The sequence below is a fragment of the Paenibacillus sp. P4_A9 genome (genome assembly GCF_056402415.1).
In genome coordinates, this window is record NZ_JBFUHL010000002.1 from 187569 (window position 1) to 208032 (window position 20464).

Annotated in this window: 15 protein-coding genes; 8 read left to right on the forward strand and 7 right to left on the reverse strand. The window is 50.1% G+C overall.

Annotated features, from left to right (window positions below; all coding sequences use genetic code 11):
• Window positions 1-87: 87 nt before the first annotated feature.
• The gene (locus tag AC1DVJ_RS03160) at window positions 88-747 is read left to right on the forward strand and encodes a hypothetical protein (protein ID WP_477588283.1); all 660 of its coding nucleotides are present in this window, start codon (window positions 88-90) and stop codon (window positions 745-747) included.
• Between the two features lie 175 nt (window positions 748-922).
• Window positions 923-1957 carry a potassium channel family protein gene (locus tag AC1DVJ_RS03165; RefSeq protein ID WP_477588285.1) on the forward strand — a complete coding sequence of 345 codons (1035 nt, stop codon included), beginning with the start codon at window positions 923-925 and terminating at the stop codon, window positions 1955-1957.
• Between the two features lie 55 nt (window positions 1958-2012).
• Here the strand turns inward: AC1DVJ_RS03165 and AC1DVJ_RS03170 are convergent, their stop codons facing one another.
• The 7 genes from AC1DVJ_RS03170 to AC1DVJ_RS03200 form a co-directional block, all read right to left on the reverse strand.
• Entirely contained in the window at window positions 2013-3194 is a 1182-nt protein-coding gene (locus AC1DVJ_RS03170) for a cation:proton antiporter (RefSeq protein ID WP_477588287.1), read from the reverse strand.
• A gap of 63 nt (window positions 3195-3257) precedes the next feature.
• Window positions 3258-3536, reverse strand: coding sequence for a hypothetical protein (locus AC1DVJ_RS03175; protein WP_477588289.1), 279 nt, complete (start codon window positions 3534-3536; stop codon window positions 3258-3260).
• A gap of 19 nt (window positions 3537-3555) precedes the next feature.
• On the reverse strand, window positions 3556-4836 hold the full coding sequence (locus AC1DVJ_RS03180) for an ArsB/NhaD family transporter (RefSeq protein WP_477588290.1): 1281 nt from the start codon (window positions 4834-4836) through the stop codon (window positions 3556-3558).
• Between the two features lie 222 nt (window positions 4837-5058).
• Window positions 5059-5514, reverse strand: a complete 456-nt coding sequence (locus AC1DVJ_RS03185; protein WP_477588292.1) for a hypothetical protein — start codon at window positions 5512-5514, stop codon at window positions 5059-5061.
• Between the two features lie 100 nt (window positions 5515-5614).
• Window positions 5615-7453, reverse strand: coding sequence for an ABC transporter substrate-binding protein (locus AC1DVJ_RS03190; RefSeq protein WP_477588293.1), 1839 nt, complete (start codon window positions 7451-7453; stop codon window positions 5615-5617).
• Between the two features lie 120 nt (window positions 7454-7573).
• The gene (locus tag AC1DVJ_RS03195; RefSeq protein WP_477588294.1) at window positions 7574-9082 is read right to left on the reverse strand and encodes an ABC transporter permease; all 1509 of its coding nucleotides are present in this window, start codon (window positions 9080-9082) and stop codon (window positions 7574-7576) included.
• 12 nt (window positions 9083-9094) lie between these two features.
• Window positions 9095-10537, reverse strand: a complete 1443-nt coding sequence (locus tag AC1DVJ_RS03200) for an ABC transporter permease (RefSeq protein ID WP_477588296.1) — start codon at window positions 10535-10537, stop codon at window positions 9095-9097.
• Between the two features lie 225 nt (window positions 10538-10762).
• Here AC1DVJ_RS03200 and AC1DVJ_RS03205 point away from each other — a divergent pair, with 225 nt between their 5' ends.
• The 6 genes from AC1DVJ_RS03205 (at window position 10763) to AC1DVJ_RS03230 (ending at window position 20418) form a co-directional block, all read left to right on the forward strand.
• Entirely contained in the window at window positions 10763-12499 is a 1737-nt protein-coding gene (locus AC1DVJ_RS03205) for an ABC transporter ATP-binding protein (RefSeq protein ID WP_477588493.1), read from the forward strand.
• Between the two features lie 159 nt (window positions 12500-12658).
• The gene (locus AC1DVJ_RS03210; protein WP_477588494.1) at window positions 12659-13492 is read left to right on the forward strand and encodes a DUF72 domain-containing protein; all 834 of its coding nucleotides are present in this window, start codon (window positions 12659-12661) and stop codon (window positions 13490-13492) included.
• 339 nt (window positions 13493-13831) lie between these two features.
• Window positions 13832-14200, forward strand: a complete 369-nt coding sequence (locus AC1DVJ_RS03215; RefSeq protein WP_477588297.1) for a Na-translocating system protein MpsC family protein — start codon at window positions 13832-13834, stop codon at window positions 14198-14200.
• A 430-nt stretch (window positions 14201-14630) separates the two neighbouring features.
• The gene (locus tag AC1DVJ_RS03220; protein ID WP_477588299.1) at window positions 14631-16988 is read left to right on the forward strand and encodes an FdhF/YdeP family oxidoreductase; all 2358 of its coding nucleotides are present in this window, start codon (window positions 14631-14633) and stop codon (window positions 16986-16988) included.
• A gap of 2 nt (window positions 16989-16990) precedes the next feature.
• Window positions 16991-17797 (forward strand): formate dehydrogenase accessory sulfurtransferase FdhD, encoded by an 807-nt coding sequence (gene fdhD / locus AC1DVJ_RS03225; protein WP_477588300.1) that lies wholly within the window; start codon window positions 16991-16993, stop codon window positions 17795-17797.
• A gap of 95 nt (window positions 17798-17892) precedes the next feature.
• Window positions 17893-20418, forward strand: coding sequence for a trypsin-like peptidase domain-containing protein (locus AC1DVJ_RS03230; RefSeq protein WP_477588302.1), 2526 nt, complete (start codon window positions 17893-17895; stop codon window positions 20416-20418).
• Window positions 20419-20464 lie beyond the last annotated feature (46 nt).

Consider the following 20464-nt stretch of genomic DNA (forward strand, 5'->3'; position numbering starts at 1 on the left):
ATGACAAACTTATGACATAACTATGAGATAAGATAGGATTCGTAGGGTAGAGGGAAACAATCCATAAACGAATCGAGGAGTGATTACATGTTGAAGAAGTTAGCAGGAATCGTGTTGGTAGGTGCAATTGTATGTTCCGTTCCGGTGGCGGCTTTCGCCAAAGGAGATACAACAGCGTCTTCCACAAGCAAATTTCATCCTATGAAGCAGCTACTACTAGAAAAAGCGCAAGCTTTTGGCATATCGACAGACAGTAAAACGAATAAGGAGATTAAGGCTGAGCTGAAATCGGCATCCACGGCAAAACAAACCGAGCATTTGAATGCTGTGGCAGCTAAATTGGGTATCTCCACAGATGACAAGACAGCGGAGCAGCTCAAAACGGAGATCAAAGCTGCTGTTACCGTGAAGCTGCAGGAAAAAGCAACGAAGCTCGGCGTGAGCGCGGATGGTTTGACGAACAAGGAGCTGAAAGCAGCTCTGAAGGCGGCCGCTTTGACGAAGCTGCAAGCGAAAGCCACTGAAGCGGATATCGCGACAGAGGGCAAAACGGCGAAGGAAATTCATGCAGCGCTGAAAGCTGCCAAAGAGGCTAAGAAAGCAGCGAAAGAGGCGAAGAAATCCGAGGCTGTGAGCAAAAGAGCAGCCAAATTAGGTATTGCCACGGATGGTAAAACAACCGAGCAGATTTACGCAGAGATTGAGAGCGCGTTGCAAGCCAAATGGGCGAAGAAAGCTGCGAAATAAGCTGCCACACAAGCCGAAATGTGAAGAGAATAAGGAAACCCTGGTGCCATTTCGGTGCTGGGGATTTTCCGCTTCCAAGGCAATTTGTAATTCCCTCATATATAAGCGCTACAATTGATATGCTACAATAATAATATTGGTAAATAATAGGGGGATACCCTGTGGGGAGGTCACCATGCTTTTCTTCTCGAAATTCCTATTGCGTGTGATAAGGTGGAATAATCTTTTTGTTTTTGGCATAGCTATTGTGTTCATTGGGGGGAGCTCCCTCTTAGCGTATGAACTTGAGCCGAGCACCTTCGAGACCCGATTTAACGGCTTATGGTGGGTGATGACCACGGTTACGACTGTCGGCTATGGCGACTTTTATCCCCATACGGTCGCAGGCAAATGGTTAGGTATGGTCGTCTATATCTTCGGTATCGGACTTATTTCGATTACGATTAGTAAAGTCGTGGACGCCTTGTTCGTATTCCAGCGCATGAAGGAGGAAGGGAAATTGAAGTTTTCAGGAACGGACCATTTTGTCATTATTGATTGGAGTCAGCATGCAGAGAATGCGATCAAGGAAATTCTGAACTCAGACCCCCTCGTGGAGGTTGTACTCATAGATACACGGGAAAAATCGCCAATACAGCATGAACGCGTGCATTATGTGCTTGGCAACCCGCAGCTCGTGTCGACACTCGACATGGCGAATACGTCGAAGGCTAGAGCGGTTTTCATCTTTGCGGATGAGGTGACGCAGTTCCAGCACACCATTCGAGATCCCGCCTTCGTTGATGGTAAAACACTGCTTGTCGCCACGACTGTCGAACGCAACTTTAATCACGTGTACACGATTGTGGAGATCCGTGATAAGCTCAATCTGCCCAACTTCCAGCATATTCGCATTGATGAATTCATCTTTGGCAGTGAGACCATTTCCCAGCTCGCAGTACGCTCTGCATTCAATCCGGGCAGCTCGAAGATTCTAACGCAGCTGATGACGCGTACGCCGAATGGCGAGGACCTTTACGAGATTCCTACACAGGCCAAGTGGGTGACGTTCCATGATGCATTTCAGGATTTGCTGCAAAAGGGTGCCACACTGATCTCAGATGGTGAGCATCTGAATATTAACAAAAGGCTTCAAGAGAAGATCCCGCAAGGAGCTAGATTGTTCGTGATTTGTGATAAGGAAACGTATGGGCGGTTGACGGGGAAATAGGAGAAGAGCCAGGAGGGCGTATTACGGCCTCTTGGCTCTTTTTGCTCTGGATAACTCACTTCACCTTCAAAAGCGCAACCAACCGACTCAAGGTCGTCCCTTGAACTAGCAGCGAGAATACGACATTACTGAAGGTCATGGCGAGCAGCAAGTCACGCCCCTCGAATGTTGGGGACACGCCCAGCAGGAGGGCAATCGACAGCGAACCCTTGAGTCCGCCCCAGGCAATGATAGGCTTCCACGCTTGGGGCATGTCGCGATCCATGGCCAGACTGACATAGACGGCGATGAATCTGGCTAGGAGGACGATGATGATACTGCCGCCGATCTCAAGCCATTTGTCCGTAAAGTCGATGTTCGATATTTCCAGGCCGACCATGAGGAAAATAAGGGCATTACCAATAAAGGCGATGACCTCCCAAAAGGAGTCCATTTTCTCTAGTGTGGTGTCGGACATGCCGATGTTTTTGCCGTAGGTACCTAGTAACAGCCCAGCAAAAACGACTGCGATCACACCGGATAAATGGAACATCTCGGCGATTTCGAACACACCATAGAACAACACAATGGAAAGGCCAATTTCGACGAGGTAGTTATCGATGCGCGAGGTGATTCTGGAAGCTAGGAAGCCGCCGGCAATCCCGATCAGCATGCCGCCTAGCACTACTTTGGCAAACATCAGCGTGCCATCCATGAGACTGGACATGCTGAGCACCGTGGTGATTAGCGCGATTTTGAATAAGACGACGGCGACACCGTCATTGGCTAAGCTTTCGCCTTCCACGATCGTGGAAAGCTTCGAATTGAGCCCTAGCGATTTGAAAATACTGAGCACGGAAACGGGATCGGTAGCGGCCATCAAGGCGCCGAATACGAGTGCTTTTTGCAAAGAGAGACCCAAGAAAACGGAGCAGAGCAACGCTACAAGAACAAAGGTAATCAGCGTACCTAGCAGGGAGAGTAGTAGGATAGGACGTTTATTCTCCTTCACCTCGTGGAAATGCAGCTTAATTGCCGCATCCCCAATGAGGGCTGACAAGAAGATCAGGATAACCGTTGTTTGGAAAACGTGATCGGATGAGATGTAATCCTTGAGCTTATCCATGGCTGGAATGGGAAGGAGTCCAAGAAGCAAGCCAGCTATAACGAGCAGCGTTGGATAAGGTTGCTTCGTTTTATCAGCCAAATACGCAATGGCGACCGCGATGGCAAGCAAGATGAGCCAGTAGTGCATCATATCAGTTCCTCCTCTCGTTCTTGCCCACGTGTTCCCATTGTGCATACAGCTTAACGGACGCAGCTACACCCAGGTAACACTGGTCAAAAGTCGGTGCTTCATTAGGGATAGGATAAAGGCCTCGTAGTAATCCTGGCGAACAATGAATTGATAGTGATGATTATGAAAGGCATAGAACAACACATCCGTAAGCACGGTATTATGTTCGAAATCATGTTGGATGTCTTTCACTCTTTGATCCATGGCAGCATCCCCGAGAACGTGAATATGGAATTCCACATCCGGTCCGTTGGCAGTTTCTGTGATTTCGATCGCATTTTCGTCAAATGTATATGTTAGCAAAGCGACAACCTCCCCATTTTCACATCAAATACCTGAAGTAAATGTACAAACTGGAAAGCACAATCGACAGGAGCATTAGCGGGAAGCCATATTTCAAATATTTGACGAAGGAGATGGGATGGCCCTCTTTGCCAGCCAAGCCGGCTACAATCAAGTTCGCGCTAGCCCCAATCAATGTACCATTCCCACCCAAACAAGCGCCTAAGGCCAGACTCCACCAGAGCGGTTCTAGGTTGGTAACGCCCATATTGCCCATTTCTTGAATCAGTGGAATCATCGTAGCAACGAAAGGAATGTTATCAAGGAAAGCCGATGCAATCGCGCTCAGCCAGAGAATAAGCATGGATGTCGCGAACTCGTTGCCACCTGTTAATTCAATCGCATGCTCGGCTAATTGGGTAATCACGCCTGTTTCAACAAGGCCAGATACGAGTACGAACAGACCAACAAAGAAGAAGATCGTAGGCCACTCGATACTAGCAAAAGCAGACTCCAACATATGCTCCCCTGTCAGGAGAAGGAGTAGAAACGCGCCGCTTAGGGCAACTGTAGCCGATTCCAAATGCAAGCTCTGATGCAGGAAGAAGCCTAGAATAGTGAGGGCTAGCACGATGAGGCATTTCCAGAGAAGCTTACGGTCCGTCAGCATTGCGTGCTCATCCATCTCCATAATACTCTGTTGCAGCTCGGGGGTAGACTTGATTTGTTTCCCAAATATAAGCAGGAACAAAGGGATATAGGCCAGCATGATAATGATCGCAATAGGTGCCAAATTGTTAATGAACGCCATGAACGTGAGCTCTTTCACTGCGCTGCCGATCATAATATTGGGCGGATCGCCAATCAGCGTGGCAGTTCCCCCAACATTGGAGGCAAGGATTTGTGTGAAAAGGAATGGAAAAGGATTCACGCGAAGCTGCCTCGTAATACTCAGGGTGACAGGGACCATAAGAAGTACCGTCGTCACATTATCCAAAAAGGCGGAACAGACCGCTGTGATGATCACCAGCGCGATTAGAATCCTTCGCGGCTGCCCCTTGGCGAGCTTCGCTGCCTTCACAGCGACATATTTGAAGAGTCCCGTCTCCGCTGTAATGCCCACGATAATCATCATCCCGATGAGGAGGCCCAGTGTGTTGAAATCGATGTGATGCAAGGCTGTTTCTTGGCTAACGATACCAAAAACAATCATAAGCACGGCGCCAATCATGGCAATAATGGTGCGGTGAATTTTTTCGGATATGATAATGCCATAAATAAGTAAAAAGATGCCGATAGCCCAATAAGCTTGTAACTCCACTTCATCTGCCCCCATTGACTTTATTTCAGGATTTCCAGAATTGTCCTGAGTTATGTGTAATAAACGACCCGTTATCCCCTAAAAAAGACAAAAGGAGCCCGCTGTTGGCAGGCTCCTCCGGGTCAATCCGTATATATCGTAACTATACCCTGCTCCTTAGGGTGTTGTAAAGAGAAAGTCATGAGTAACATCGTGGAACAAGAAAGTAACTATTGTATGACATCAACCGCGGACGAGAGGCTCGATGACATATGTCGAACTCGCTTCAGGTGTAGCTGTATGCGCGCCGCGTACTACCCACCCATAGGAGAGTACTGCAGTCAGGCGTTTATGTTCTTCCAGCGTAAGCTTGGCGACGACGGATTCGTGACCGAGCTCCAGGATCAACTCAGGCTCCTGTTCGAACACGATGCTTATCCAGCCGGCGATACCGCGAATAGTATTGTATTTGATCTGGTAGCCGTGACGGACTGCTTGCTCGAACGCAGCGAGATCGTTACTCGCAAGCTCGGTTAAGCGCGCATAGTCAAATTGGAACTTACTTTCATCGACCGGAAGCTGGCCAGCTTGGACCCGCTGCAGCAGCTCGTCTGCGGACCATCCTTTGGCGTTGAGTGATTCTAGGATGAGAGCATCCCATTGCGACAGTTTAACTGGGTTGGATTCGGGAGTTGGCATTTGGTTCGCTCCTATCTGTGCGTATGGCTTTGTATGAAAGAGACTGCCCTATCGTCATATCGACGATGAGGCAGTCTTCTTAGCATGTTCGGCAGTCGAGCTATTTGCTGGCTTTGCTGGAGTTATACTTGCTCAAGAAATCCTTCACTTTAGCTGGGTCTGCTTTAACGTCTAGTCCCGTTTTGACAAGCGGGCTTAACGTCGATATGGCTTTGAACTTATTGTTTTTGTAGTATGCAAGGAATTCGTCTTGATTGATGGAGTGCAGAACGGCTTTTCTCAAGTCAGCGCTCTTAGCAATCTCGCGGTTCTTAGTGTTGAACAAGAGATAGGACACAGCGTTACTAGGGATTGTTTGGAGCGAAAGCTTGGTATCGGCTTTGACGACGTCGAACTTAACTTCGGACACACCGTAGTACAGGTGAATCTCACCGCTTCTGAGCGCTGATAGGGAAGCTTCAGCATCTTTGATGAAGCGGATTTTGATTGAGTCGACTTTGGGCTCGTATTTCGTCCCCTTCATATATCCTGGGTTTTTGTAGAAGACAGCCTCATAATCATTCTTGTAGGAAAGAATATAAGGTCCGCTTGTTGCCAACGTATTGTTGTATTTAGCACCCTCGGTAATTGTTGCTTGGTCGCCGTAGGCGACGTCTTTATTTACGTCATATTTGGCTACATCGTACGTATTGATGCTTTCAACTTGCTTCTTGGAGACGATACCTGCCGATTGATGAGCTAAATAGTTCAATACTTGCGGGAACGGTTCCGTAGTTGTCAGCTTAACAACCTGATATTTGCCTTCTTTATTGCTTGCTTTCGTCTTATCAGAAACCAGTGAAGAGATTTTGGAGCCAAGACCTTTTTCTAAACTCGATTTGATTGTGTCGGAGCTGCCTGATAATTTAACCGATTCAAGTACGGCAGGGTCGGTCACGAGTTCAACATTTTTAATATGCTCATGCAATGTAAACGTACGGTGATTTGGCACTGAATTCTTGTTCTTGGCGCGATTTAGCGAGAAAACAACATCTTCAGCACCAACGCGTTCACCAGAGTCAGCCGCTAGCTTGTTCTTGATCTGCGCAAAGTTGATATCGTCACGAAGTAAGAAGTAGTAGTCAGAATTGCCATCGGCAATCGCAAAGTTGTGTGAGAGTGAACCTTCAGCTGTTAGCTTGTCGTCATCCGTCAAGTTGAGTAGACGTACGTACATGTTCGTGTTGATAATATTGATCGAACCGTCATTACCTTTGATCGGATCGAGTGATGTCAATGAAGGAAGCGTGGATTGCAGAATGATCGGGTCTTTCGCACGTTTGGCGGCATCCTTGAAGTCTAGATCTTCCCAAGGAAGGGAGCGTGACTTCGAGAGACGTACGGACTCTTTCTTTAGAACATCTTGATTAAACGCTTGCGCTTTAAGTGAGTTGTAGAGTGGTGCGATGTAGGCCTTATCAAGGACTAACTGCTGTTCGAATTTCTTATAAGTTTCGGTAAACTGTTCTGCTGTCTGCGCAGAGGCTTGATCAATCAACTTGTCGATCTCTGGATCGGACATAATGCTGTAGTCACCACCCGTTTTGAAGAGGGAACGTACCGCATAGTCAGGGTTGCCGGTTACAGTGGTCCAGCTGGATAACGCAGCGTCGAAGTTACCTGCATCTTGCTGGGCTTTGAACGTACCGTAATCCGGTTGGATGTTCAATTTAACGTTAAAACCGTTCTTTGTGAGCTGGTCACGAACGATGTTAAGGTCTGTTTCGTTTGCGCTCATACCCAATAGCTCGATATCGACAGGGGTAGTGTTGACAATAGCTGCTCCTGGCGATGGTGTTGGTGACGCAGCAGCGTCATCCTTGGTTGCTAAATTGCATCCACTTAGCATCATAGAGACGCCGAGAATGACAGGGATGACGACCTTACTTTTCTTAATCATAGCTTTTGTCCTCCTAGTGTAGTTAAGTGTTATGAACGCACATTCATTCCATATTCCTTCAAGTGTAACAAAGAGGTCCATGGAGTAAGAATGAATATTCCAAGAAGAAAGATAGTGTGTTTAGTCAAGCTTGGGATCAAGCGCGTCGCGTAGTCCGTCTCCAAGGAAGTTGAAGGACAGCACCAGCGCGATGATCGCCAAGCCGGGATAGACTGCTGTATAGGCATGAGTCTCAAGGTAGGAACTACCCACCTTCAGAATATTACCCCACTCGGGGATATGCGGCTCGACACCAAGTCCGAGGTAGCTTAAGCTGCTTGTCGAGATGATGGCCCCTCCGACGGTCAATGTAGACTTAACAATCATCGGCGCAATGGAGTTCGGTATGATATGTCTGAGCAGAATGATCAGATCTCCTGCACCGAAAGCACGAGCCGCTTGCACATACTCAAGCGTAGAGACGAGCATCACGTTGGCTCGCATGGTCCGAGCATACGTTGGGATGGCCCCGATGCTCAGCGCGAGAATGAGATTGACCGTGTTGGCGCCGAATGCCGCGATAATAGCAATGGCTAGTAGAATGCCTGGGATCGCGTACAAGATATCGAGCGCTCGCATAATGAGATTGTCTGTATTACGTCCATAATAGCCGGATATCGCTCCGAGTGAGCCACCGACGATCACAGGGATCAATGTCGAGAGGATACCGACGAAGAGCGATATACGAGCACCGAATACGATCCGAGAGAACAGGCATCGGCCGAAGTTGTCCGTGCCAAGGGGATAAGCTAGGCTTGGCGATTGCAGGATAGCTCCGTAATTATTCTCAATCGCCATCCCGTAGTCGAATGTAAAGTAGCTGCACAACGAGATAGCCAGCAGGAATCCGATGAACCATAGGCCCAACATGGAAGTGGAACTGCGAGAGAGTCGGTCGACAACCTCATTCAATTTCGTGCCGGACGAACCTTGCTTGGTCTTGAGTCTGGACATCAACAGGATCCCAAGTGCCAAAGCGAACAGATTGCCAGTTAAAGAGGTTGCCAGCAATAGGACAGCCACTAGCCACAACCACTTAGGCGGACGTTGATCATCTGCATATCGGGAGATCAGAAGCAGGCTAAGTAACTGAATAGCGCCTGCGATTAAGATAAGGGACATGCCAGGTACGAAAAAGTTGGATACATAAGGCTTGAAGACGTTTAACGCAGACACTGCGAACACGAACACGGTGGTCAACAGTGCGTAGACAGAAAGTGTGTAGGCTGCGCTCTTCTTGCGCTTGATGAGTTGAAAGGCTGACGTAACGATGAAAATATTAGCAGTCAGCAAGCTAAGCAACAGCACGTAGCCCATCCAGCGAGTGGTGCGGCGCAGCTCGCCATGCTTGAGCAGATCTCGGCGGATCAAAGCCATTGTCCCTAGTTGAAGCAGAGCGAAGACCAAATAGGAGACACATGCAGCAAAGACGGCTGAATTCACAGCCAGATGTGCGCCATCAAAGCTGTTGATCAGCAGTACCAGTGCCAAGATCAAGGAGGCGATTCCAGCAAAGCTGGCCTGCCCGTATTCGGAACATGTACGTAATCTGAAATGAATGTCCTGTTTAGTAAGTATCGGTTTGGTCACGTTGGTCACCTGCTAGTATTGTTTCATTTTGGAACGGATTCTTGGATCGAAAAAGGCGTATAAAATGTCGATGACGACATTGACGATAGAGATCGTGATGGCCGTATAGACGACACCACCCATAATGCTAGGAATATCGGGGATAAACTGCTTGTCCACGATATAGCTTCCAATCCCGTTAATATTGAAAACCTTCTCCGTGACAGCCGCACCTCCGAGCATCGCGCCGAACTGAAGTCCGATAACGGTAATAATCGGGATTAGCGCATTACCCACGGCGTGTTTCCATAGCACCTGTCTGCGGGACAGCCCTTTGGCCCGTGCTGTTGTAATATAATCCTCGTGGATGACCTCCAGCGTGGAAGAGCGCGTCATCCGGGCGACTGCCGCCGTAAGACCTGTTCCCAACACGACAATCGGCATGATCATTGTCAAGGCATTCTGCGGATTATACGTAGCGGGCAGCCAATGGAGCTTGATCGAGAAATTCAGGATGAGGACAAGTCCTTGCCAGAAGTTAGGGATCGACAATCCAATTAAAGCAATCAGCATAAACGTATAGTCAAAGAAAGAATTCGGCCGAGTGGCGGATATTAATCCGATCGGCAGAGCGATCAATACCGCTGCGATCGTGGAGATGACGGTAAGCGTCAGCGTCACGGGAAACTTCGCGGCGATAGAGGTGGTTACGTCTTCGCTGCCTGCGAACGACTTGCCTAGATCGAATGTCAATATTCCTCTGAACGTATTCCAAAGCTGAATCAGATAAGGCTGATCAAGTCCGTAAAGCTTGTCAAACTTAGCAATCTGCTCAGCTGTAGCCGTTTCACCAATGATGTTGGCGGCAGGATTCATGGGTGACAGATAGAGAATGGTAAAGACGAGAAAAGCGACGCCAAAAATGACGAAAACGGTCATCACAAGTCGTTCCGTAATATATTTCAAATAGGCGTTGCTATAAATGAACATAATTAAGTACATGAGAACGCCGGGAATAACGGATATAACCAGAAACGCAGGATGCCGAATCAACTGGGTAAATGTATCGGCATAGGTGACCTGCGACTTGCTGTTCCCATCCTGTTCAGCCTCAAGCTGACTTAGTAATGCTTCCCTGAATTTGATCGCTGTAATCCGGTTAGCTTCGCGATCAAGCTTCTCAGATGTAATAGATTGATTGAAAAATCGGTGCTTGCGTTCAAGTTGTTCCTTGGTCTCCTCGAACAGTCGATCTCGGTATCCGGAGGATGTCCATTGCTGTTCTATCTTGTCCAGCGCAGTCTTGTGCGTACTCATCTTCTTGTTGTATAGATAGAAACAGTAGACAACTAGATGCAAGGGGGATCCCGCCAGCAGTAGCAAGAAGCGGTAAGCAGGATGCAATAGCATTTTAACAAAGATGTTCCCGAGTCGGTCGACTAGAGGTGAATCCATAGCGGTAGTGTGCCCGGTCAAGTTCGTATGCTCCTTTGTCGGTCAGTTTATATTGCATTATTCCGATCGATATAGTAGATTTTAAGAGTGGTAGCTAAAAATGTCAATGAAAGTCGAAAAATAGTTTATTTTATTTGAATTATATAATTTTTTTATCGTTGCGATATAATTAACTTATATTTTAACATGTATTTACGAATGATAGGAACTTTCTTTTCAAGTTTATCCCAACTCAAAGGTGATTATATGACATCAATTTTAGAAGTGAAGCAATTGTCTGTCTCTTTCTACGCTCGCGATAAGGAAGTTGAAGCGGTTCGTAACGTAAGCTTCTCGGTTCGCGAAGGCGAGACGCTTGGAATCGTAGGAGAATCTGGCAGCGGGAAAAGTGTTACAGCACGTACGATCATGCGGTTATTACCGTCGCCTCCTTCGATGGTGAAAGGCGGCGAGGTTCTCTTCCAAGGGCAGAACCTAGCCGATAAGTCGGATATGGAGATGGAGCAGATTCGCGGTCGCGATATCGGTATGATTTTCCAGGATCCGATGTCTTCACTGAACCCGACCATGCGCATAGGTCGGCAGATTGAGGAGAGTCTGATCAAGCATCGGAGGCTTGGCAAGGAAGAAGCACAACGGGAAGCCATTGAGATGCTGAAGCTAGTCGGTATCCCCCACCCCGAAGCTCGCTACTATCAGTATCCCCATGAGTTTTCCGGCGGTATGCGTCAACGAGTGATGATTGCCATCGCGCTTGCTTGTCGACCGTCGCTGCTTATTGCGGATGAGCCGACCACTTCCCTTGACGTGACCATTCAGGCACAAATTCTGAACCAGATGAAGGAGATTCAGCGAAAGCTGGGCACATCCATCATCCTGATAACGCATGATCTAGGTGTCGTAGCTGGCATGTGCGACCGGGTCGTCGTCATGAAGGATGGCGAGGTCGTTGAGACGGGTACGACAGAAGAAATTTTCTCTGCACCGAAGCATCCCTACACGGTACGTCTACTGAATGCACTGCCAAGGCTTGACGAAAAGAAGAAACCTAAACTGGTTTCCGCTGTCACCCGTTCGGCAGACGACCGCCCGTTGCTGGAGGTTCGGTCGCTTAGACAGCATTTCAATCTGGGCAAAGGCCAGATCATCAAAGCGGTCAACGATGTCAGCTTTGACATCCGTGCCGGGGAGACGTTAGGCGTTGTAGGAGAATCTGGTTGCGGTAAGTCCACCACAGGTCGGACCATCTTGCGCTTAAACGAAGCAACGGGCGGAGAGGTGTTGTATAAGGGTATCTCGCTGAACCGGTTATCCCGCAGGGAGATGAAGACGATGCGACGCTATATGCAGATGATCTTCCAGGATCCGTATGCCTCCCTGAACCCGCGTATGCGCGTTGCCGACATTATCGGCGAGGCGCTGGACCTCCATCGCATGACGAGCAGCAAAGGAGAGCGGCAGCATCGGATTGAGGAACTGCTTGAGATGGTCGGTCTGGGCGCAACTCATGCCATGCGCTACCCGCATGAGTTCTCAGGCGGGCAGAGGCAACGGATCGGAATCGCCCGTACACTGGCAGTGGAGCCGGAATTTATCGTCTGCGACGAGCCGCTTTCGGCGCTAGACGTTTCCATCCAGGCGCAGATCGTCAAGCTGCTGGAGGAGCTGCAACAGAGGCTGGGATTGACGTACCTATTTATCGCTCACGACCTTTCGATGGTCAAGCATATCAGCGATCGAGTAGCGGTGATGTACAAGGGTAAAATCGTCGAGTTGGCGGAGAGCGAAGAGCTGTATGCGAACCCGATGCACGCGTATACGAAGTCACTGCTTGCAGCTATCCCAGTTCCTGATCCAGCGGTGGAGTCTCGCAAGACGTTCGTGCCGCTCATAGATCCGACTATACAGGATCCGTACGGGCTGGAGCGGTCGCGGTTCGTCGAAGTGACCCCTGGCCATTGGCTGGCTGTAAATGAATCCTAATAGCAAGATGAGAAAGCGCGTCCCTTCTTAGAGGAGGAGACGCGTTTTTTCTAAATGAACCATAGGATGAACGCTTATTGTTTTTGGTATGGCGGAGGAGGATGTTATGATAGATGAACGAATACGTTAGACAAAGCGATTGAGCACGGGGTGATAGCATTGATCAATATCGGCTTAGCGGGCTGGGGTGACCATGATTTGGGCGGGAGCAGAGGGAAGCTGACGACGTACGGTGCGCATTTCCCGATTGTGGAGGTAGATACCTCATTTTACGCGGTTCAACCAGAACGCAACTATGCGAAATGGGTCCAAGAGACACCCGCAAATTTTGGCTTCATAATTAAGGCCTACCAAGGAATGACAGGACATCTTCGGGGAGAAAATCCTTTTGCAGGCGGTGCTGACCAGATGTTCGAGGCGTTCCTGCAGTCGATCCGTCCCGTTCAGGAAGCGGGGAAGCTGAAGGCAGTGTTGTTTCAGTACCCCCCTTGGTTTGCGTGCAACAAAGCGAACGTGGATGTCATTCGGGAGGCGAAGGCGAGAATGGGCGATGTGCCGCTCGCACTGGAGTTCCGCCACCAGAGCTGGTTCACGGAGGACATGCGAGACAAGACACTGGCCTTCATGAAGCAGGAGGGCTGGATGCATAGCATCTGCGACGAGCCGCAAGCGGGAATTGGATCCGTTCCGATCGTCATGGAGGCTACGCATCCGGGCATGACGATGGTTCGCTTCCACGGACGCAACGTCGGGGGATGGGTGCAGACCAACGAGGCCAACTGGCGCGATGTGCGGTATCTGTACGACTACAATCCGCAGGAATTGTTGGAGTGGAAGGTGAGGCTGCTCCGTTTGGAAGAGCAGACGCGTGAGGTTTGTATCATTTTCAACAACAACTCTGGTGGACATGCAGCAGGGAATGCGAAAACATTGATGAGCATGCTAGGCTTGGACTACGAGGGGCTTGCACCGAGGCAGTTAGATTTGTTTTAACAGAGGCGAGGTCACCTTCTGTCGCTGAATTGTTGAAGACAGCACTGTCTGGTTAGATGACTTTTGATGCAATGAGAGGTATGCACAGCAGCAGCACATAAAAGGGGGAGTGTTACAGGTGGTTGGTGCGGTCATTGGGAGTATTATTGCCATTGTTATTGTTATTGGTCTGACGATGTGGATAACGAAGAAGGCTTACTCGCGTAAATGGGAAGATGAGGAATAGAGGCAGGACTAAGGCGGATCAAGGATGTGCTCTAAAGTATTGTCAGCTATTGGCTTTCTTGCTATGATGAAGAGGACAAGCTTGTAAACGTAAACATAAAGGTGGCTGGGCCGATGAATCGCATGGAGGCCGAATTCAGTAACCTGGTGAAGGCGTATCGCAAAAGGCATATGGGTAAAGGGCCGGAACGCGTAACGACGACCTTCTGCAAAAGCTGGGCGATCTGTGAAATGGCAGGGAACCTTTCCCCAGTAGAGAAGTTTATGGCGAAGACGGGCGATGGCAGGCAAATGCTCCGCACGGCACGCACAGAAATGGTCAAAGAGATCTACAAGGATCATCCGCCTGTAGAGATGGAAGCGCTGCTTGGCTCGAAGTTCCTTCAACTTTTCGTCGATATCGATATTGAGCAGGATGTAGGCATGTCGGTATTCGTTTTTGATGAGGATTTGGAAAAGAAGTTCGGTACAAGAAACGGATAACTAACCGCTCGTACATCAACATATACATAATTAAGGTGCTTGGCACTTGGTAGCGAACCTGCCGGAGACTAACCACTGTGAGACAACTCGAGACTCTTCTCGTAAAGAGGGGCTTGGGGTTGTTTTGCGGTGGTTTTTTGCTTCTTAGGAGTTGAAGAGCATGGGGGATGAGCGGACTAGAATGGCAGGGTTCATCTATTGGGGAAAGTGCAAAAGTGCATCAATTTACCTGCTTATTGCGCGATTAGGTCGAATGCTTGCAAAAATGCATGTATTTGGCGGGGAATGTTCTGAAAAGACTGGAAATAGCTGAAATAGTTGCAGAATCGCACGAATTTCTCTGGGTAAGCTTAAATGGCTAGTAAAAGGATGTACATTTGCAGTTTTGGGTAATGAGGATGCAAGAACACGTAAATAGGAGGCGTTTCAATTGGGGAAAACGAAGCACACAGGGCCGATCAAGCTGCCCGCTAAACCAGATCCGAAGCTTTGGGTCAGTAAGATACCGTTCGGTCTCGGCAAGGTCAAGCCGAAGCATATTCGTGAGACAGCCAAAATAGCTTGGCAAAATCGAGATAACCTGCCTTATGCAGTGAGAATTCTGACACAAGGCGTGTGCGATGGCTGCGCGCTGGGGGTGTCGGGACTGTACGATCAAACGCTGGCGGGGCCGCATATCTGCACGACGCGGTTAAACGTGCTGCGGCTGAATACGATGCCAGCCATCCGCGAGGAGCTGCTCCATGCGGACATCGATGAGCTCAGCCGCTTGAGCTCCACCGAGCTTCGTCAGCTTGGGCGCATTCCTTATCCACTCATCCGCAGGAAGGGTGAGCGACGTTTCCGCCGGGCCACATGGGAAGAGGCACTGGAACTGGTTGCGGCGAAGATGCGCGGGTTGAACCCGAAGCAGATGGCGTTTTACTTGACGGCGAGGGGGATCACGAACGAGTCGTATTACGCGGCAGCGAAGGTGGCGAGGTTGCTCGGCACGAACAACATCGACAATGCCTCGCGGATCTGCCACTCGCCGTCGAAGACGGCACTGAAGCGCTCCGTTGGCGTTGGCGCTTCGACCTGCAATTACAAGGACTGGATCGGCACGGATGTCCTTGTGTTCTGGGGCAGTGTGGCCGCGAACAATCAACCGGTCTCGACGAAGTATATGTATGCGGCCAAACGCAAAGGGACGAAGATCATTGTTATTAACCCGTACTACGAGCCGTCGATGGAGCAGTACTGGATCCCTTCGATTGCCGAATCGGCGTTATTCGGCACCAAGTTGGCCGACGATGTGTACCAAGTGAACATCGGCGGAGATATTGCCTTCATGAACGGCATCATGAAGGTATGGTTTGAGATGGAGGCGCGCGAGCCTGGCTCCGCGGTTGACCATGCGTTCGTGGCTGCGCACACGAACGGCTACGAAGAGCTGCGCGCCCACGTGGCGCAGCAGGATTGGACGACGCTGGAGCAGTCGTCCGGCCTCACCCGCGAGCGCATGAGCGAGCTCGCTGCACTGCTGGCGCGTGCCTCTAGCGCGGTTTTCGTGTGGAGCATGGGGCTCACACAGCACCGCTTCGGCACGGACAACATCTCGCAGGTGGCGAATCTCGCCCTCCTGCGGGGCTTTCTCGGCCGCGAGCACTGCGGGCTGATGCCCATTCGCGGCCACAGCGGCGTGCAGGGCTCCGGCGAAATGGGCGCCGATCCCTTCTCCTTGCCGGGCGGCGAGATCAGCAGCGCCGCCGACCGCAAGCGCATCGAGCAGCTCTGGGGCTTCGAGCTGCCGAGCTGGCAGGGTGACATCGTCGGTGTCACCCTCGAGAACGCGCTCCTGCCCGAGGAGCAGGAGCGGAAGCTCCGGCTGTTTTACACATCCGGCGGCAACTTCCTAGAGACGATGCCGGACCCGGAATTCGTCCACGAAGCTTTAGAAGCGATGGATGTCCGTGTCCACCAAGACATCATCCTCAACACCTCCACGCTGCTAGACGCGCGTGAGGCCGTGGTCGTGCTGCCCGCGATGACGCGCTACGAGCAGCCTGGCGGCGGAACATCCACCTCCACGGAGCGGATGGTGTACTTCTCGCCCGAGATCGCCGGTCCCCGCATCGGAGAAGCGCGCGCGGAGTGGGACATCTACGTCGATCTCGCCCGCCGCGTGAAGCCCGAAGCCGCAGCGCTGCTAGGCTGCGATAGTGCGGAAGCGATCCGCGCGGAGATCGCGCTGGCTGCGCCGAGCTACGACGGCATCCAGCACCTGCGGCAGCGCGGGGATGTGTTTCAGTACGGCGGCGCGTGGCTGTGCGAGGACGGCGTCTGTCCGACGCCGGATGGCCGCGGCGCGCTGCTGCCGATTGAGCTTCCGGAGCTGCGGAAGCCGGAAGGGCATTTCGCGGTGACGACGCGCCGCGGCAAGCAGTTCAATTCGATGATCTACAGCGACATCGATCCCTTCAATGAAGCAGATCGCTATGATGTGCTGATGGGACAGGAAGATATGCGCAGCCTTGCCCTACAAGAAGGCGAAGCCATTGTTGTCTACAACGGCTATGGCAACATGCATGGCAGAGCCAAGCAAGCCGACATCCGAAAGGGCAACATCGAAGTCCACTGGCCCGAGGGCAACAGCTTGATACCCAAAGGGGTATATGAACCTTTTGCAGGCATTCCGGAGTATAACACGGCCGTTATTGTTGAAAAGGCGGAAACATATCACGCCCACAAAGATACACGTTATGTGGAGAAGCGTATTTTAGAGCTGGAAACCGAAATGGAGGGATAAGGATGGATGAATTTCAGACTTCAGCATCTACAACCACGTGGTCCATCCACCGCTATAACGGCTCGGAGGTAATTCCTGAAGAAGACACAATCGCGATCGAAGCGCCTCTAACCATCCTGCTCGACGGCGAAGAATTCGCCACACTTGTCTATACACCAAGCGATACGATCGATCTTGTCACGGGTTTCCTTGCCTCGGAAGGCATGATCCGGTTCGTGGATCAGATTGAAGCCCTATCCCTAGAGGACGACCGTGGCTTCGCCCATGTGAAGCTGCGCCATCTTCATCAGCTAAGCCGTCAGATGGTGTCCAAACGATTCATTGGGTCCTGCTGCGGGAAAAGCCGTCAGTTTTATTTTCACAATGACATGCGCACGGCCAAAACGGTGACTACAAAGCTCAGTCTGACCATTCCCCAATGCTTCTATTTGATGAGCGAGCTTCAGGAGCAATCGGCTGAATTTCGGCTTACAGGAGGTCTGCATAACGCGGCTTTGTGCACGGCGAATGAGCTTCTTCTTACCCGAGCAGACATTGGCAGACATAATGCGCTTGATAAAATATACGGACACATCCTCCGGCATCGAATTTCAGTTCGGGATAAGGTGCTTGCTTTCAGCGGAAGAGTCTCTTCCGAGGTAGTTTTAAAGGCGTCGAAGATCGGCGTCGGCATTCTTTTGTCCAAATCAGCACCAACCGATCTGGCTCTCCGTCTGGCTCAGGATCTAGGCATTACGGTTGTTGGCTTCATTCGAAGAGACCATTTAACCGTGTATACGCATCCAGAAAGAATAGCAGAATGTCGATAAAGTTACCTTTTTGTGGAAATATTTATATTGTCTCTCTATCAGAATTGTGCTAGATTCTAGCTATTGCCAACTTTTGTTAAGAGAGGAACGACACAATGGGGAATTGGAATGTTTGGATGAAAAAAGGGGGCATAACGCTGGTCGCAGCTTTCGTACTGACGACGACGTTTGCGCAGCCTATGTCTTCACGTGCTTATGCAGCAGAAATTAATGCAGAGATTCCGCAGGTTATTGAGAAAGCCTCGCCTTCCGTCGTCGCCATTATAGGAAAGCCATCTTCTGAGATGGATAAGTCATTAGAGAAAAATCGTTTTAACCTTGCACACGGTACAGGTGTGATTGTGGCCTCGAATGGTGTGATTGTAACGAATGCTCATGTTGTTAAAAATATGAAAAATATCGTCGTCGTGACCTCCGAGGGGACAACCTATCGCGGGCATGCCTCGAATATCGATGAGGAGAGCGATCTGGCGCTAGTCAAAATCGACGCTGTCGGTTTAAAGCCTGCCACATTTGCATCCTCCTCGGATATCAAAGTGGGTGAAACGGTAGCGGCAATTGGTACGCCGATCTCGTTCGCTTTACGTAACTCCGTAACGGTCGGAATTGTCAGCGGTCTAGATCGCTCCGTGAGCTCGCAGTACCAGCTGATTCAAACAGATGCAGCAATTAACCCGGGCAACAGCGGTGGTGCTTTGATCAATATGAAGGGCGAAGTCATTGGGATTAATACGATGAAATATGCCGATATTGGCGTGGAAAATCTCGGGTTTGCGATTCCCGTGGATACCGTGAAGTATGTGTTGAAGCATTTTGAACTGTATGGCAAAGTGAAGCGCGCCTACACAGGGCTCGAATTGGAAGAAAGCTGGGAGGCTGTTGTAGGCCTGCCAAGCTCAACGGGGTTAAGAGTGGCTTACGTGGACGCGGATTCGCCCGCTGCTGAGGCAGGGGTTGAACAAGACGAAGTCTTACTTTCCGTCGGTCCTAATTCGGTTAAAACACTCGTGGATTATAACGAGGCGATTAAAACTTATTTACCAGGCCAATCGGTGGATATTAAGCTGCAGTCGGGAAGCACGACGCTTACCAAAACGGTCAAGCTAGGTGAGCTGCACAGCGCTGAAGCGACGTTAACCGAGGATACAGAGGGGAGCTCTCTGGACGCGGACAGCGGCAAAACGAAGATTGGCGACAGCCACTTCGGCTGGTCCATGAAATACCCGGCTGGTCTAGTCAAAAGACAACAATCGGACGACGGCGATTCGGCAAGCTTCGTTGATGCGAAGGGTGAATTCGCGCTTTCCATTCGCGTCGATAGCGATCAAAGTGATGAGCTGTCGCCATCTGCGCTATTGAACAAAGTAGCCGGTGGGGATGACAGCGAGTATTCGGGTTACGCGGATAGCGCAACGATTCTGGAGCGTCAGTACGTGAAGCGTGCAGACAGTCCTTATGCCAAAATCGTAAGCCGTTCAGGAGAAGACGGCTATATTCAGACACGAGGTTACCAGTATGGCGGTCGCTTGTACACCGTGCAACTATTCGTAACCAAAGAACAGTATACGAATCGTTCCAAACAAAATAGCTATAATGATCTGTTGGACAGCTTTAAGCTTGCATTTAATCCAGCCGATAACTCACTCAAGGATATCTCCGTGTTTAGTTCCGACGACGTGACGTACACCAGTGAGTACGGGTTATCGATCGATTTGCCTGCGGCTTGGGAGCAGGGTCATCGTGGCAGCACATCCTTTTATAATGACGATTACTCGCAAACGGTTCATGTGAATGTGACCTCAGCGTCTTCAGGGGATACCCTTCAGGATTGGGTAGATCGGGAGATTGATGAGTTTGAAGCGCAATATACGGCGGATTATCGCCGTGTGGACAAGCCGGAGGAAGTTACCGTAGATGGTGTGCCTGCATGGAAGGTTGGCTTTGCGAGTTCCTTAGGGGATGAGTGGTATGCAGGGAGTTCACTCTTTTTCATCAAAGACAAGTACAAATATGAAGTTCAAATGACCTATCCGCAAGATGATCAAGGTGATGAGCTGGAGAAGATTTGGGATAACGTGGTGGCGTCGATCTCGGTGGATAAAGAGACGATGGATGGGGAGCTTGGCTTCATTCAGGATCTTGATGAACTTGCTGATCCGAATCGTACTGCTTTGTACAAGAACGAGAAGTTTAACTACACCTTGCGTATCCCTGAAATTTGGACAACGAATCGCCCTTACGATGGCAACGATCAGGCGACGAAGACCTTCACCTTCACAGGTGGTTACTTGCGTGTAGAGACAGACAGCAAAACGGCCTACGCCGAGGTGTTGAAAGATGCTGAGGACGAGCAGAAGGAAAGTCATTCCAATGATAGTGACTACACGTACACGTCAGAGGATGTCACGCTTTTCGGTGATGTGAAAGCGAAGAAGTATACGGTGAGCTACTCGAAGGAGCACATTCCGTATACCGAAACGGTCTATTTGTTTAATCGTAAACAAGTCACGTACACGGTGACGCTTCGTATCGATGCTGCAGTCAGCACCGACGCGAATGTGGCGCGGTTGGAGAAGGCGTTTGCTTCGTTCACCTTTGTGAACGGTGCGGGCGGGAAATAAGTGGAAAGCCCCCGAGAATGATCTCGGGGGCTTTCATATTTAATGT